Below are 13,129 nucleotides of genomic sequence, written 5' to 3'. Positions count from 1 at the left end.
ATCAAAATCGCGGATCGGAGTCAGGCGTACCACAATGATTATTGATCGTTGCCCCAGCCCCGTGAGGGATCTTCTAGCGTCCTCTAAGCATCCACCGCGGCGCATGTCCATCGCGACCCCGCCATTGCTCGGTTCGCGTACGGTTGGCAAGCGTGCTGGCGACGCGTCCAAGCGGATCGAAGGCGATCTGCCCAAAGCGCTGCTGGAACATCTGCGCGATCTCATGCGGACGGCGCCGCTCCTCAATGTTCTCTCCATCGTGAACGCGGCTCCGGGCACTGGGCAAGGCGCGCCGACGTGTCACGTTGGCTCATGACTGCGCCGGGTGAGAATGAAAAACTCGCGTGCATAAAATGCCAGATCAGATCTCGAACGTCACCACGGGGACCACAATGAACATTGCTATATCCAACGATACAGGAGTGTTCTCCACGCACTCCAAAGTGCGGTGGAGGGTGTGCTGGGAAAACGAGTTGGAGCTTGCCGAACACATCGAACTGTCCGAGTTCTTTCGCAAGACATACGGGCCGACCGGTGAATTCAACGCAAAGCCGTTCGAAGGGGGACGAAGCTGGGCCGGCGCGAGGCCTGAGCTTCGTGTCATCGGCTATGATGCACATGGCATAGCCGCTCACATCAGCGCACTGCGCCGCTTCATCAAAGTCGGAGAGGTCGACCTGCTCGTGGCCGAGCTGGGATTGTATGGCGTACGTCCGGATCTGGAGGGGCTAGGGATCACGCACTCGATGCGGGTGATGTATCCGCTGCTGCAGCAGCTCGGTGTTCCGTTTGGCTTTGGCGCTGTACGGCCGGCACTACAGAAGCATGTGACCAAGCTGGTCGGCCGTCAGGGTCTCGCAACGATTTTGCCGGGAGTGAGCGTGCGCTCAACTCGGCCGGATATTTATCTGGACCTGCCGCCGACCCGTACCGACCACGATTTGGTGGTTCTGGTCTTCCCAATCGGACGTCCGATAAGCGAATGGCCGGCCGGGACCATGATTGATCGGAACGGGCCAGAGCTGTGACCGCTCTCGGCGGCTTGTCGGAAGCGCGAAGCGAGCACGTGTGCGCCACCGGAGATCGTAACGTTTACCTGACCTTTGACGACGGTCCTGATCCACGCTGGACGGCTTCCATCCTTGACGTTCTCGCGGGGCACGGAGTGCCGGCGACGTTCTTCGTGATCGGGGCGTGCGCGGCAGCTTACCCGAAGCTGATCCAACGAATAATCGCAGAAGGGCATGAAGTCGGAAACCACACGATGACCCATCCCGATCTCTCCAGGTGCGAACCAGCTGAGGTGGAACATGAGATTCAGTCGGCAAGCGACGTCATCAGGGCAGTTTGTCCCGAGGCGCCACTGCGGCACATACGTGCTCCGTATGGCATCTGGACTGACCAAGTACGCGCGATATCAACCAAAGCCGGACTGATCCCCTTGCACTGGTCAGTAGACCCGAGAGACTGGTCTCGTCCCGGTGTTCCGGCGATCGTTGACGCAGTGCTGACGTCGGTCCGGCCTGGTGCTGTTGTGCTCTTGCACGACGGATGTCCTCCCGGCGAGCGCGAGCAAGCCGTCGATTGCGGTCGCGATCAGACCGTCGAGGCGCTTTCCCGGCTGATTCCGGCATTGGGCGAGCAAGGGTTCGCCATCTGCTCACTTCCTCAATCCCATTGAAAAAAAGAGACGTCCCCCCATGAGTTTGCTTGCCACAACAAGCCTTGTCGCCGTGTCGTCCTACGCCCTGCTGTCCGCGATCTACAGGAGCATGCAGACGCTCAACGCGCTCCGAACACAGGTTCCGTCCCCGACTGACTACGCGTCAGAGACCGGCCCGCTGCCGAGCGTCGATGTGATCGTGCCCTGCTTTAACGAGGACCCGCGCACGCTGTCGGCGTGCCTCGAGTCGATCGCAAGCCAAGACTACGAAGGGCAGGTGCGGGTATATGTGGTCGATGATGGCTCGGACAATCGTAGATACCTGTGGCCCGTGCAGGACGCCTATGCAGATGATCCACGGTTCAACTTCATGTGGCTGGGAAAGAATATTGGCAAGCGCAAAGCGCAAATTGCAGCGCTGCACCGCTCGTCCGGCGATCTGGTTCTCAACGTCGATTCCGATACGACAATCGCCATCGACGTCGTGACCAAGCTTGTACGGAAGATGCAAGATCCAGCGGTTGGCGCTGTTATGGGGCAGCTCACAGCCAGCAATCGAAGCGGCTCTTGGTTGACCAGGCTGATCGATATGGAGTACTGGCTAGCCTGTAATGAAGAGCGTTTGGCGGAAGCTCGCTTCGGAGCGGTCTTGTGTTGCTGTGGCCCGTGCGCCATGTATCGCCGAACGGCGCTCGATTTGGTTCTCCACGAGTACGAGACGCAGTATTTTCGAGGAAAGCCAAGCGACTTCGGCGAGGACCGCCATCTCACGATCCTGATGCTCGCGGCCGGATTTCGAACTGAGTACGTTCCTGACGCGATCGCAGCAACCGTCGTTCCGGATAGGCTGGTGCCATATCTGCGTCAACAATTGCGGTGGGCACGCAGTACCTTCCGGGACACGGGGCTTGCGCTACCCCTGCTGCCAAGGCTCGACTTCTACATCACGCTGGACATTGTCGGGCAGAACCTCCTTCCGCTGCTGCTCGGCGTTTCAATACTGACCGCGCTTGCGCAAATCGCAGTTACGAGCGAGTTGCCGTGGCCGACAATACTGATCATCGCGTCCATGACCATGGTTCGCTGCAGCCTGGCAGCATTTCGTGCCCGACAGCTTCGCTTTCTCGCTTTCGCTCTGCACAAGCCGATCAGCATGTTCTTGTTACTTCCTGTGAAGGCATATGCGCTGTGTACATTGAGCAATAGCGATTGGTTGTCGCGCAAGGCCGCCAATATGCCGGACTCAGGTGAAGGCCAGGCCAGCACGCTGAGGCAGAGCGCCAGGTTAGATGCCGCAGGCCATTCGGGTATTGCACCGTCTATGGGCGAAACGGCTACACGTGCACATGCTTTTGACGTTGACGGTACCTGACAGGCCTGGAGGCGAGGCGGAACTGTGCGCGTCAAGGAGGTGAGAAGCTCGTGAGCCTAGATAAGAACTATCAGTTGCTAGAGCGAGAATTGGTCGCAGATGACCCGTGGCGTCTGGACGCGAATCCGTTCGAGCGGGAGCGATACACGCAAATGCTTCGGATGTCGCTCTCCCGCCAAAGCATCACAAGCGCGTTGGAAGTCGGGTGCGCTGCCGGCGCATTCACCGAGATGCTCGCGCCTCACTGCAAACGGCTCACGGTCGTCGACGTCGTGCCGCAGGCCATTAGCCGCGCACGTCGCCGGACGGAGAGATGGTCACATATCGGCTGGAAAGTCGCCGACCTCCAACATTTCTCGCCACCAGAGCGGTTCGACCTTATTGTGGTAGCAGAAGTCCTCTATTACCTCAGCGACACGCTGGAGATGCGCGCAGCCGTCGACAACTTGGTCGGAATGCTCGCGCCAGACGGGCTTGTGATTTTCGGATCGGCGCGCGACCACATCTGCCGACGTTGGGGTCACGTGGCCGGTGCAGAGACGGTCATCGCCATGCTGAATGAAGCGCTGGTCGAGGTCGAGCGTGTCCAATGCAAAGGTGAGTCGGATAACGAAGATTGCTTGATCGCCAGCTTTCGGAGACCGGCTGCATAAGCAATCCGGTTTGCAGGCTGACATATCCATGTCAGAGTTCTCGTATCGCAGACGGATGCCTTGCAATTGTTGAAGGCGAGATCAGCGGGCTGGCCGCGCCGAGAAATTGGTAGCAGAAGGAATAGAAAAAATGCTCGGCGGCGTCGAAGCAGCGCCAATCGCAAGGCGGACAATCCCGATGGAGCCGGCGCCGGTCACGCCGGCTGACAGGGGGGCCGAGCGCGTGTCGAACGTGGCGATCGATTTCACGGCCGTGAAAAAGTCGTATGGCGAGAAGGTGGTCGTCGACCAGCTGTCGTTCACGGTTTCGTCGGGAGAGTGCTTCGGCCTGTTGGGGCCGAACGGCGCCGGAAAGAGCACGATTGCGCGTATGATTCTCGGGATGTCCACGCCCGAGGCTGGCAAGATAACTGTGCTCGGCGAGAAAGTGCCGGCCCGCGCTCGATTGGCGCGCAAACGCATCGGCGTCGTTCCACAAGCTGACAATCTTGATCTCGAGTTCACCGTACGCGAAAACCTGCTGGTGTTCGGGCGCTATTTCGGGATGACAGCAAAGGATGTCGAGAAGGTCACGCCGTCCCTTCTCGAGTTTGCCCGCCTTGAGAGCAAGGCGAACGCGCGGGTGACCGAACTATCCGGTGGCATGAAGCGGCGTCTTACGCTGGCGCGGGCGCTCATCAACGATCCGGAGATCCTTATCTTGGATGAGCCGACCACCGGGCTCGATCCGCATGCGCGGCATTTGATTTGGGAGCGGCTGCGGGCGCTGCTGTCGCGCGGCAAGACCATCCTTTTGACGACGCACTTCATGGAGGAGGCGGAGCGATTGTGCGACCGCCTGTGCGTCCTCGAGGCAGGACGCAAGATCGCCGAAGGGCCGCCACACACATTGATCGACGAACAGATCGGTTGCCCGGTCATTGAGGTTTACGGTGGTGACCCGAACGAGCTCTCCGCTCTCGTCAAGCCGCTCGCTCAACGTACCGAAATCAGCGGCGAGACGCTCTTTTGCTATGCGCCGGATCCAGAGCAGGTGCTCGCGCGGCTGCGTGGGCGGACCGGTCTTCGTCTGCTTCAGCGGCCACCGAACCTAGAGGATGTCTTCTTACGGTTGACCGGACGGGAGATGAGGGACTGAATGATGTGGGAGCAGTATGCGGCCGCTCTGCCCGCCAATGCGTGGAACTGGAGCGCCGTATGGCGCCGGAATTACATGGCTTGGCGCAAAGCGGCGCTGGCATCGCTTCTTGGCAACCTCGCTGAGCCCATGAGCGCCTTGTTCGGTCTCGGCTTCGGCCTGGGACTGATGATCGGCCAAGTCGATGGCATTTCATACGTGGCCTTTCTGGCAGCTGGGATGGTCGCGACAAGCGCGATGATTTCCGCGACCTTTGAAACCGTCTATGGCGCCTTCGCTCGGATGAACGCCCAGCGCACCTGGGATGCGATCCTTTGCACGGAGCTCACGCTTGGCGACGTCGTTCTCGGTGAATTGGCGTGGGCTGCGACAAAGGCCGTTCTGGCAGGAACAGGAATTACGATTGTCGCCGCCGCGCTGGGCTATGCGGCATGGCCGTCTATCCCTTACGCGCTGCCAGCCATTGCGCTCACTGGTGTTGCCTTCGCCAGCCTCGCCATGGTCGTGATAGCGCTCGCGCCCAGTTACGACTACTTCGTGTTCTATCAGACCCTCTTTCTCACACCCATGATGTACCTCTGCGGGGCGATCTTTCCCGTAGCCCAACTGCCTGTCGCGCTGCAGCGCGTAGCAGAGGCGTTGCCGCTAGCGCATTCGATTGACCTCATTCGGCCGGCAATGCTGGACCGGGACGCCGGCAGCATCGGCCTGCATGTGGGCGTACTTTGCATATACACTGTCGTCGCGTTCGTCGTATCGGCTTTGCTGCTTCGTCGCCGGCTGATGCGTTGAACAAACGCCAAACATAGTGTGAATCGGTTCTGCGGAAAAGTCACGGAGGCCGGCGGCAAGGATGCTCTTATATCCGCTTTATGGAACGATAGTATCACGTGTGGCCTGACCTTGCCTCATTGGTAGGGGTCGAACTGTCTCGACCTTGTCAATCAGGAGCTGTCGCAATGTTGAAATCCGAACGATCGCCTGAGCCATTCGTCATCCTCGCGATGCCGAGGACCGGCACCCATTATCTGGAAGAATTGCTCAATGAACATCCAAACGTGGTGAGCAATGGGGAATTGCTCAATGAGTTTGATCCAAATTGGCCCGACAAGGCGCGGCTCCTAGGTAGCGATCGTGAGCTTCTGGAGTGTGCCTACTTGCGCTATCCAGCACGGAGCGACAAAAACGATGTGACGCATGTTGGCTGCAAGATCAACGAGCCGCAGTTTCATCACCGTCCGGGGATGATGGCTGAGCTGGCCGGTTGGCCGCGCCTTAAGGTCGTCGTGTGTCGTCGAAATCCGCTGGAATCTCTCCGCTCACTCGTGCAGGCGAGGCAAACCGGTGAATGGTTGAAATACGACTCTGACAGCGACGGCAAGCCACCGCCGCTCGTCAGCCTAAGCCTCAGCACCTGCGAAACCTACTTCAAGGCCACCGCTGAGTTCCACGACAGGATCAGGCAGTCGTTCGCCTCGTCCAATATCCTTGAGCTCAAGTATGAGAGGCTTCTTCGCGAGCCGCGCCTGTGCTTGGAGCGGGTTTGGGAATTCCTCGGCCTTCCTGTGCGGCCTGTTTCCGGTCGCCTCAAGCTGCAGCGCCAGGAAGTGCGACCGCTAGACCAAACCGTAGAGAACTTTGATCAGTTGCGTCGCGAATTCAAAGAAGGACCTTACGCCAAGTACTTTGAGGCTGTTGACGCCTGAGAATTGCTCTATGCCGGGGCGCCTGCGTTCAAATGCCCCCTGGTGGAGGCAAGAGCAGCGCTATGAACGGTTGGGGTTACCCGCGAGCAGGCATCTCGAATTGGCATGCGTCATTGGATGGCCGCATGGTTGCTGATGACTGCTCGAGGATGAGCCGCGTGCGGCGGCGTTCAACATCGGCAGGACCTTCACTCGCGCTTGCAGCCCAGATCTACTGAGCGAAGTTGTGCGCAGCTGTGCGCGAAGGAAGAAGGTCCTGTGGCGCGGTCCCCGCGGTGCCGCTGTCGGAAAGCCAACGGACTTGGTGTCTCGAACTCGCCAAGCAGGTCGCAAACCACAGGACTTAGCTTCGCAAAACGCGTGAATCACTCTGTCGGTAGAGATGGCCCAATTCCTGCACCAAGAAGGTTGAGCGTAACCTGATAGGAGGCGTGTTTGAGGGCCGATCTGCCGAACAAAGATGCGGTCGCCAGACCAATGTCGGTTGACAACGAGCGCAGTTCCAAACCCGATAAGGCCCGCGCCCGGCGGAGAGAACGAAAGACGCTGCTGCTGACCGGAGCATCGCGTGGCATAGGTTACGCCACCGGAAAGCTGTTTTCGGACGCCGGCTGGCGTATCATTTCTTGTGCGCGCCAGCCGATCGATGCCCGGCGATGCCCTTGGGAGGGCGCATCCAATGGTCATGTCCAGCTCGACCTCAGCGACCATCGCTTGCTGCCGCGCGCCATCGCGGACGTCAAAGAGCGCCTCGCGGGCGCGCCGTTGCACGCCCTGATCAACAATGCAGCGATGTCACCGAAGACGTCGAGCGGCGCACGACTAACATCGTTGGCGACCTCGATCGAGACCTGGATGGATGTATTCCATCTCAATTTGGTGGCTCCAATTCTGCTAGCGCAAGGGCTCTTTGCCGAATTGAAAGCCGCGTCCGGATCAATCGTCAACGTGACTTCAATTGCAGGCTCCCGGGTGCACCCCTTCGCCGGCAGCGCATACGCGACTTCGAAAGCCGCTCTTGCGTGTCTCACACGCGAGATGGCTCACGACTATGCGCCGCATGGAATTCGTGTGAATGCGATCGCCCCGGGCGAGATCAAGACGGACATTTTGTCACCAGATACGGAAGCACGGGTCGTACCGAACATTCCGCTGCGCCGGGTGGGGACCCCTGAAGAGGTCGCTAAACTCATCTTCTTCCTGTGTTCGGATGACGCCAGTTATATTACCGGCGTGGAAGTGCCGATCAATGGTGGCCAACACCTCTGATCGGCCGAAGATGGAGCGATACGTGCACGACACAAGCGTTGTCTCCCTGGCCGGCACCTGCGACCGTCAATCGAAACGGCAAAGAAGAGGCAGATCAAGGAATTCAGGCCAGAAATCTGGTCACGAGATCCGCTGTGCCGGACCAAGGTGCAAGACATTTGCGCTTGCTCTTGCGGTCGCGTTGCCGAACAGCGCCGTTTGCGATCAGGAGCCCGTCAAGGCAAAGCCTGCGGGTTCAGATGCAAATCGGCTCCGGTCATTCATCGCAACACCTTGGACGATCGAAAGACTTCGTTGCAATGTATCATGGTGCCAATGAGCACGATCAAAACCGTCTGTGTCTATTGCGGCTCCGGTCGCGGAACCAATCCCCACTTCACCGAAGGTGCCAAGGCATTCGGCAAGGCGCTCGCCGAGAACGGCATCCGCCTGGTCTATGGCGGCGGCTCGCTTGGCCTGATGGGCTCGGTTGCGACCTCCGTGTTGGATCACGGCGGCATCGTCACCGGCATCATTCCCGAATTCCTGCGGAAGCGCGAGAAAGCACTGGCTCGGGTGCAGGAGATGATCGTCACCCCCGACATGCACGAGCGCAAGCGGCTGATGTTCGAGCGCTCCGACGCTTTCGTGGCGCTGCCGGGCGGCGTGGGCACCCTGGAGGAGTTGGTCGAGCAACTGACCTGGAAGCAGCTTGGCCGTCACGCCAAGCCCGTGCTGCTCGCCAATATCGACAATTTCTGGGATCCACTGTTCTTGTTGCTGTCGCACATGCGCCAGACCGAGTTCATCCGCGTCGGCTTTTCGGTCGATATCCTCAAGGCCGATCGCGTCGAGGATATTCTGCCGAAGCTGAAATCGGCGGCGGCCCAGATCGCCGAGGCGGAAAAGCAGCTCGCCCCGGAGATCGCGCGGAAGCTCTAGAAGATTATTCAGCCGGAAACGTCACCGCCGCGATCCGGTTGCATCAGGATCGACGACGAAGGCTGCGTAGTAATGCACGCGGCCATGCGGACGGATGCCCGGCGCGCCATTGGATGCGCCGCCGCTCGCAAGCGCTGTGGCATGAAACGCGTCGACCTCGCCTGTTGTTTTCGCCCGCAGGCAGATGTGCACGCCCTCGGTGCTGGTACTCGGAGCCAAATGCGCGCGTATCGCAAGCGGAGTGGCCTTCGGCTGCGCCGTACTTCAGCCGGTTTGTGAGGACGCGCCGTCATTCGTCTTCCTGCCTAGCAGCTTTCCGGTCTTGCGATCTACAAAGTGCAGCCGGGAACAGGCGGGGCAAAAGACGCCTTGAAACTGGTGTTCGGCCGCTTCGTCGTCCATTAGCCGATGCTGAACCATAACTCGTGTGATCGGACAGAGGAAAGTGATGGTGCGCATATCTGCCTCTTGCTGCTGCGCTCGGATGAACAGAAAAACGGCCCGGCGGTGCGCGACCTCGCAACCCGCGCAGATCCAGGCTTGCCATTCGGGATCAATCCAAATTACGACACCTGAACCGGGGCCGCCTTGTTCTCGCGCAAAACGCCATCACTCATGTTTTAGATCGATGATCAATTTGTCGATTGGCGCGGCAAATGTCTCGCACGATCTTCTTCAGTCGGAGTGAACCGAATTCCAAGGTGCTGCGGCATCTTGATGGAGTACGGCATAAACAGGGATAGCGGTCGGTCAGGAGCGGTCTTCTGACGAAGCGTGCTTCAGGAGCTGTAAGCGCTGCCGAACGGTCCGAAAACAAGTCGGTTTGGACATCGCGTGCGCTCGTTGCAAGCTTCAGCGACGTGCTGCATCAACATGGTCACCGCCCGCGAGCCAATTGAGTCCGGATGCCGAATATGCGGGAACTTGCGCCTTTGACGTTAGAGAGCGCAAGCAGGAGCTGCTGCATGATCGTTCAGGGGAGTTGCGCTCTCGGCAGTTTCCGTATGCAGCCCGGGTCGACCAACCGCATCGACGCAGCTGGTGCCTTGATCGCACCCATGGGGATGGGCTTGGCTCGATCGCGTCTAGTGTCCTGAACCAGAAGTTCGCAAGCTTGCGTCTTGCTTTGCCGGGGCATTGTAACGGCAGAAGCGCTCGATGGAAGCAAGGATGTCATCGGCGGATTTGGTCCATCGGAACGGTTTGGGATCGGCGTTGTGTCGTTCGATGAATGAGGAGATGTCTGCCCTGAGGGCAGCTACGCTGCGATAGACGCCACGCCTGATCTTCTTGTCGGTGAGGAGCGCGAAGAAGCGCTCCACCTGGTTGAGCCATGACGAACTGGTCGGGGTCAGGTGCACGTGCCAGCGTGGCCGTTTTACCAGCCATCTCTGGATCAACGGCGTCTTGTGCGTGGCGTAATTGTCCATGACCAGGTGAACGTCGAGCTCGGCCGGCACGCTTGCTTCGATCTCGTCGAGGAACCTGCGGAATTCGGCGGCGCGATGGCGCCCGTAGCACTTGCCAATGACTCGTCCGGTCGCAATATCGAGGGCGGCGAACAGAGATGTGGTGCCATGCCTTTTGTAGTCATGGCTCCTTCGGGCCGCTTGGCCGGGGCGCATCGGCAGCATCGGCTGGCTACGGTCCAGCGCCTGGATTTGTGACTTCTCGTCCACGCAGAGAACGATGGCGCGCTCCGGCGGCGAGACATAAAGTCCCACGACATCGCGCACCTTAGCCACGAAGTTTGGATCACTCGAGAGTTTGAACGTCTCCATCCGATGGGGCTGCAGTCCAAAGGCCCGCCAAACACGTTGCACCGTTGACACCGACAATCCGCTGGCCTTCGCCATGCCACGGGAACTCCAATGTGTGGCGTCCTCTGGAAGGCTCTCAAGCGTCTTCACGATCACGGCTTCAACGCGGGCGTCGTCAATCGTGCGTGGCGCCCCCGAGCGCGGCTCGTCATGCAGCCCGTCCACGCGCCGCTCCACAAAACGCCGACGCCATTTGCCTACCGTCGACCGGTCCAAGCCCAGCTTGGCCGCCACTTCTTTGTTCTGACCGCCTTCCGCGCAGGCCAGCACGATCCGGGCTCTCAGAGCCAGCGCCTGCGCCGTCTTCCGCCGCATCGCCAGCGACGTCAGTTCGGCACGCTCATCATCGCTCAGTATCAGGGGAGCAAGTTGCCCGATCGCCATCGCAGACTCCCTCGCTGTTTGCCTCCATTCTGGCACAGCGACGCGAATCTCCTGCGAATCTATGATTGCGAACTTGTGACTCGGGACACTAGCTGCGAGTCGTACTGGGAACGGCATTGCCACCTGCACGAGGCAATCCTTGGAACCAACGGTGTGCTTGTGGAACGCACATGGGCTTTGTGGCGCTGAGGGGCGTGTTGTTGAGCTCGAAAGTGGCATTCGCTGATATCTCGATCCATCGAGTGTGCCTGCTCGTGTAGGCCAGCGGGAGCGCGGCCAGATGGCCGCGAGCCCGCGGATGGCTTGGCGCTTACGAGAACGTGGCGAAGAGCAATAGCGCGCCCCAAAGCATCAAGGTGAGGGCAAGGGCCGCGAGCGGCCACCGGCTCCGGGTCCTCAGGGGCTTCGAGGCACCAGACGAAAAATAGCCATCGCCCTCATTCAGCTGTAGTCTTGGTGTGCGCCAGTGCATGATTCATCTCCTATTCTGTGTGTTTCAATTGTCGGTCGAAGGTCCGAACTCGTGGCCAAAGCGAACGCGGCCCGCTACGACTCACCACGATGCTGGTGTTGATAAGCTCCGATCATCAGCCGTCATATGTCCGCCGATAAGGGTTCATGCGGCGCAGCGTGGTTCTCGGATTCGATTTGTCGCCCGAGAGTGCCGCTCGTCTCGGCGCTGTAGGTGTCTTCGTCGGCTCGTTCCCGCTTCTGCCCTGGTCATCGCGCTCTGCCAAACAATCAGGCTTTTGAAGCAGCAGGCAGGAACTGAATTCGGCTCACTTCAGAGACTGGATCATCACGGAGCGGGGGGGCGCCTTGGCTGAACTCAGCTGTGGACCGAGATGATGTTCTCGCCAGGCAGCCTGCGGCGCGCTGCTAGATCAATGGAGGATCACTTTGACTGCTTCGAGAACGTCTCACAGCTCAGCATGGCATTGGAGACACTCTACCTGGTCGGATCCAGCTCCATTCGTCGGAATTGCTTCAGTGGACAAGCTCGCCTTGCATCGCTCGCGCGCCATTTAAAAAGTGGATGTAGCGGCCGGTTCGGCGATCCATGGTCAGTTGAGTTCCTATCGGTGATTCGTTTACATTGCCGACGGCTGATGAGCCCGCGAGGGGTCATAGTCAGCGAAGCTGACCGCCAGCTGACGGACGTGAGGGGTTGTGCGAGCGAGACCGCTTTAGGCGGGCCCGTGCTAAGAGTCCCGGGAATGTACTCTTCTTTCGCGCGCGTAGCTGCCGTCTCGGCGCAGAATTGAGGACGCGCGTCCTCTTGCGCGCAAAAATCGTTTCATCGCTTCTGCGGGTGATGATGCAGGAGAATGTCCGCGCGCCTGTTGATCCGAGCTCTGCAGTCCGTTGTCGGCAGCGTGGCCATGGGGATTGGCGCGGCCTATCCTGGAGACTGTGTTCAGTTCGATTCAACCGTTACCCACAGACTGACGATCCTCCCGTCGGAGGTTTGCGTCCGCACCCATGGTCATTGTCTTGAGGCAGATTTGGGGCTGACGCTGGATAGGTCCCCTCCGGTCGGAAGCGAGCAAGGCCGAATTTGAGCACGAGCGCATCGTGACCGCCGAGCACGCTGAACTCGCATGAAGATGGCGAGCAAAAGCGCGCGATGCACGCCGCGACCTTGAGGCTCGTAAAAGTTTTCCGTCAGTTTAACACTGTTGAATCTCCGGGAGGAAGAAACCTGCTAGGAGGGGACTTTCCGCTGGGGGCTTCCCAATGTTGAATACGGCTACCACCGCGCTCTTGCGCGCGGTCCTGGAAGAGGTCTGCGAGGGCGTGTCCCGTCACGAGACCGGCGCCCGCACCCATGTGGCGTCCAAAATTCTAGAAGCCGCCACCAAGGGGGAAACGTCGCCCGACAGTCTGCGGCAGGTCGGCCACGAAGCTCTGTCGCATGCGCCGACGATGTGGCGATAATCGCGAGGCGGTGACCTCGAGGTCACATAGTGCCTGGCAGTGCTGGTGAGCTATCCGGACGGATTGGCCGCGATGGCGGGCCTCACGCGTACCATGATGGTCCTGGCGACCAGCGGCCAGGATTGGGCCGAACGCACCAGACGACTAGTATGGAAGCTCGTCGTAGTGATTCAACGCCGGCGGCCGAAAATCTCAACCTGATTGCTCCAAAGTTTTGCCCATCGCAGCTTGCGGCGTTGACGCACCACGGTCGGCGCGTACGCCG

At 59.7% G+C, this 13,129-nt stretch carries 12 protein-coding genes and 1 pseudogene; 11 read left to right on the top strand and 2 right to left on the bottom strand.

Going from position 1 to position 13,129, the window contains the following annotated elements; translation table 11 throughout:
* Positions 1–103: 103 nt before the first annotated feature.
* From JJB99_RS31205 to JJB99_RS31160, 10 genes are all read left to right on the top strand, one after another.
* Positions 104–316, top strand: a complete 213-nt coding sequence (locus tag JJB99_RS31205) for a hypothetical protein (protein WP_200298478.1) — start codon at positions 104–106, stop codon at positions 314–316.
* 76 nt (positions 317–392) lie between these two features.
* Positions 393–1,028 carry a NodA family N-acyltransferase gene (locus tag JJB99_RS31200; RefSeq protein WP_200298479.1) on the top strand — a complete coding sequence of 212 codons (636 nt, stop codon included), beginning with the start codon at positions 393–395 and terminating at the stop codon, positions 1,026–1,028.
* Complete coding sequence (gene nodB, locus JJB99_RS31195) at positions 1,025–1,681, top strand: chitooligosaccharide deacetylase NodB (protein WP_200298480.1); 657 nt, start codon at positions 1,025–1,027, stop codon at positions 1,679–1,681. Before JJB99_RS31200 ends, nodB begins: the two co-directional genes overlap by 4 nt.
* Before the next feature lie 19 nt (positions 1,682–1,700).
* Positions 1,701–3,035, top strand: a complete 1,335-nt coding sequence (gene nodC / locus JJB99_RS31190) for a chitooligosaccharide synthase NodC (protein WP_200496022.1) — start codon at positions 1,701–1,703, stop codon at positions 3,033–3,035.
* 50 nt (positions 3,036–3,085) lie between these two features.
* Positions 3,086–3,688: a nodulation methyltransferase NodS gene (gene nodS / locus JJB99_RS31185; protein WP_200298482.1), complete on the top strand. Its 603-nt coding sequence runs from the start codon at positions 3,086–3,088 to the stop codon at positions 3,686–3,688.
* A 178-nt stretch (positions 3,689–3,866) separates the two neighbouring features.
* Positions 3,867–4,826 (top strand): nodulation factor ABC transporter ATP-binding protein NodI, encoded by a 960-nt coding sequence (nodI, locus tag JJB99_RS31180; RefSeq protein ID WP_246752424.1) that lies wholly within the window; start codon positions 3,867–3,869, stop codon positions 4,824–4,826.
* A 3-nt stretch (positions 4,827–4,829) separates the two neighbouring features.
* Positions 4,830–5,618 carry an ABC transporter permease gene (locus tag JJB99_RS31175; protein ID WP_200300101.1) on the top strand — a complete coding sequence of 263 codons (789 nt, stop codon included), beginning with the start codon at positions 4,830–4,832 and terminating at the stop codon, positions 5,616–5,618.
* A 167-nt stretch (positions 5,619–5,785) separates the two neighbouring features.
* Entirely contained in the window at positions 5,786–6,532 is a 747-nt protein-coding gene (locus JJB99_RS31170) for a sulfotransferase (RefSeq protein WP_200496021.1), read from the top strand.
* 435 nt (positions 6,533–6,967) lie between these two features.
* On the top strand, positions 6,968–7,801 hold the full coding sequence (locus tag JJB99_RS31165; RefSeq protein ID WP_433995735.1) for an SDR family NAD(P)-dependent oxidoreductase: 834 nt from the start codon (positions 6,968–6,970) through the stop codon (positions 7,799–7,801).
* A gap of 315 nt (positions 7,802–8,116) precedes the next feature.
* Complete coding sequence (locus JJB99_RS31160; RefSeq protein WP_200298485.1) at positions 8,117–8,722, top strand: TIGR00730 family Rossman fold protein; 606 nt, start codon at positions 8,117–8,119, stop codon at positions 8,720–8,722.
* A gap of 4 nt (positions 8,723–8,726) precedes the next feature.
* Here JJB99_RS31160 and JJB99_RS31155 read toward each other — a convergent pair.
* Both JJB99_RS31155 and JJB99_RS31150 read right to left on the bottom strand, forming a co-directional pair.
* A pseudogene (locus tag JJB99_RS31155) lies at positions 8,727–8,920 on the bottom strand (VOC family protein); the annotation flags it as partial.
* 887 nt (positions 8,921–9,807) lie between these two features.
* Positions 9,808–10,926: an IS630 family transposase gene (locus JJB99_RS31150; protein ID WP_200496020.1), complete on the bottom strand. Its 1,119-nt coding sequence runs from the start codon at positions 10,924–10,926 to the stop codon at positions 9,808–9,810.
* Between the two features lie 1,737 nt (positions 10,927–12,663).
* Between JJB99_RS31150 and JJB99_RS31145 the strand changes: the two genes are divergently transcribed.
* Positions 12,664–12,864, top strand: coding sequence for a hypothetical protein (locus tag JJB99_RS31145; RefSeq protein WP_200496019.1), 201 nt, complete (start codon positions 12,664–12,666; stop codon positions 12,862–12,864).
* The last annotated feature ends 265 nt before the right edge of the window (positions 12,865–13,129 follow it).

Origin of the sequence: Bradyrhizobium diazoefficiens (assembly GCF_016616235.1) — a bacterium.
Taxonomy (GTDB): Bacteria; Pseudomonadota; Alphaproteobacteria; order Rhizobiales; family Xanthobacteraceae; genus Bradyrhizobium; species Bradyrhizobium diazoefficiens_H.
The sequence above is the reverse complement of the archived record's forward strand: the minus strand, read 5'-3'. Positions and strand labels throughout refer to the sequence as shown.

What these genes read in the sequence shown, in the direction of transcription:
- JJB99_RS31145 (WP_200496019.1), top strand. Translation starts at nt 12,664, where the DNA reads ATGTTGAATACGGCTACCACCGCGCTCTTGCGCGCGGTCCTGGAAGAG.
- JJB99_RS31200 (WP_200298479.1), top strand. Translation starts at nt 393, where the DNA reads ATGAACATTGCTATATCCAACGATACAGGAGTGTTCTCCACGCACTCC.
- JJB99_RS31160 (WP_200298485.1), top strand. Translation starts at nt 8,117, where the DNA reads ATGAGCACGATCAAAACCGTCTGTGTCTATTGCGGCTCCGGTCGCGGA.
- nodI (WP_246752424.1), top strand. Translation starts at nt 3,867, where the DNA reads ATGGAGCCGGCGCCGGTCACGCCGGCTGACAGGGGGGCCGAGCGCGTG.
- JJB99_RS31150 (WP_200496020.1), bottom strand. Translation starts at nt 10,926, where the DNA reads ATGGCGATCGGGCAACTTGCTCCCCTGATACTGAGCGATGATGAGCGT.
- JJB99_RS31205 (WP_200298478.1), top strand. Translation starts at nt 104, where the DNA reads ATGTCCATCGCGACCCCGCCATTGCTCGGTTCGCGTACGGTTGGCAAG.
- JJB99_RS31175 (WP_200300101.1), top strand. Translation starts at nt 4,830, where the DNA reads ATGTGGGAGCAGTATGCGGCCGCTCTGCCCGCCAATGCGTGGAACTGG.
- nodC (WP_200496022.1), top strand. Translation starts at nt 1,701, where the DNA reads ATGAGTTTGCTTGCCACAACAAGCCTTGTCGCCGTGTCGTCCTACGCC.
- JJB99_RS31170 (WP_200496021.1), top strand. Translation starts at nt 5,786, where the DNA reads ATGTTGAAATCCGAACGATCGCCTGAGCCATTCGTCATCCTCGCGATG.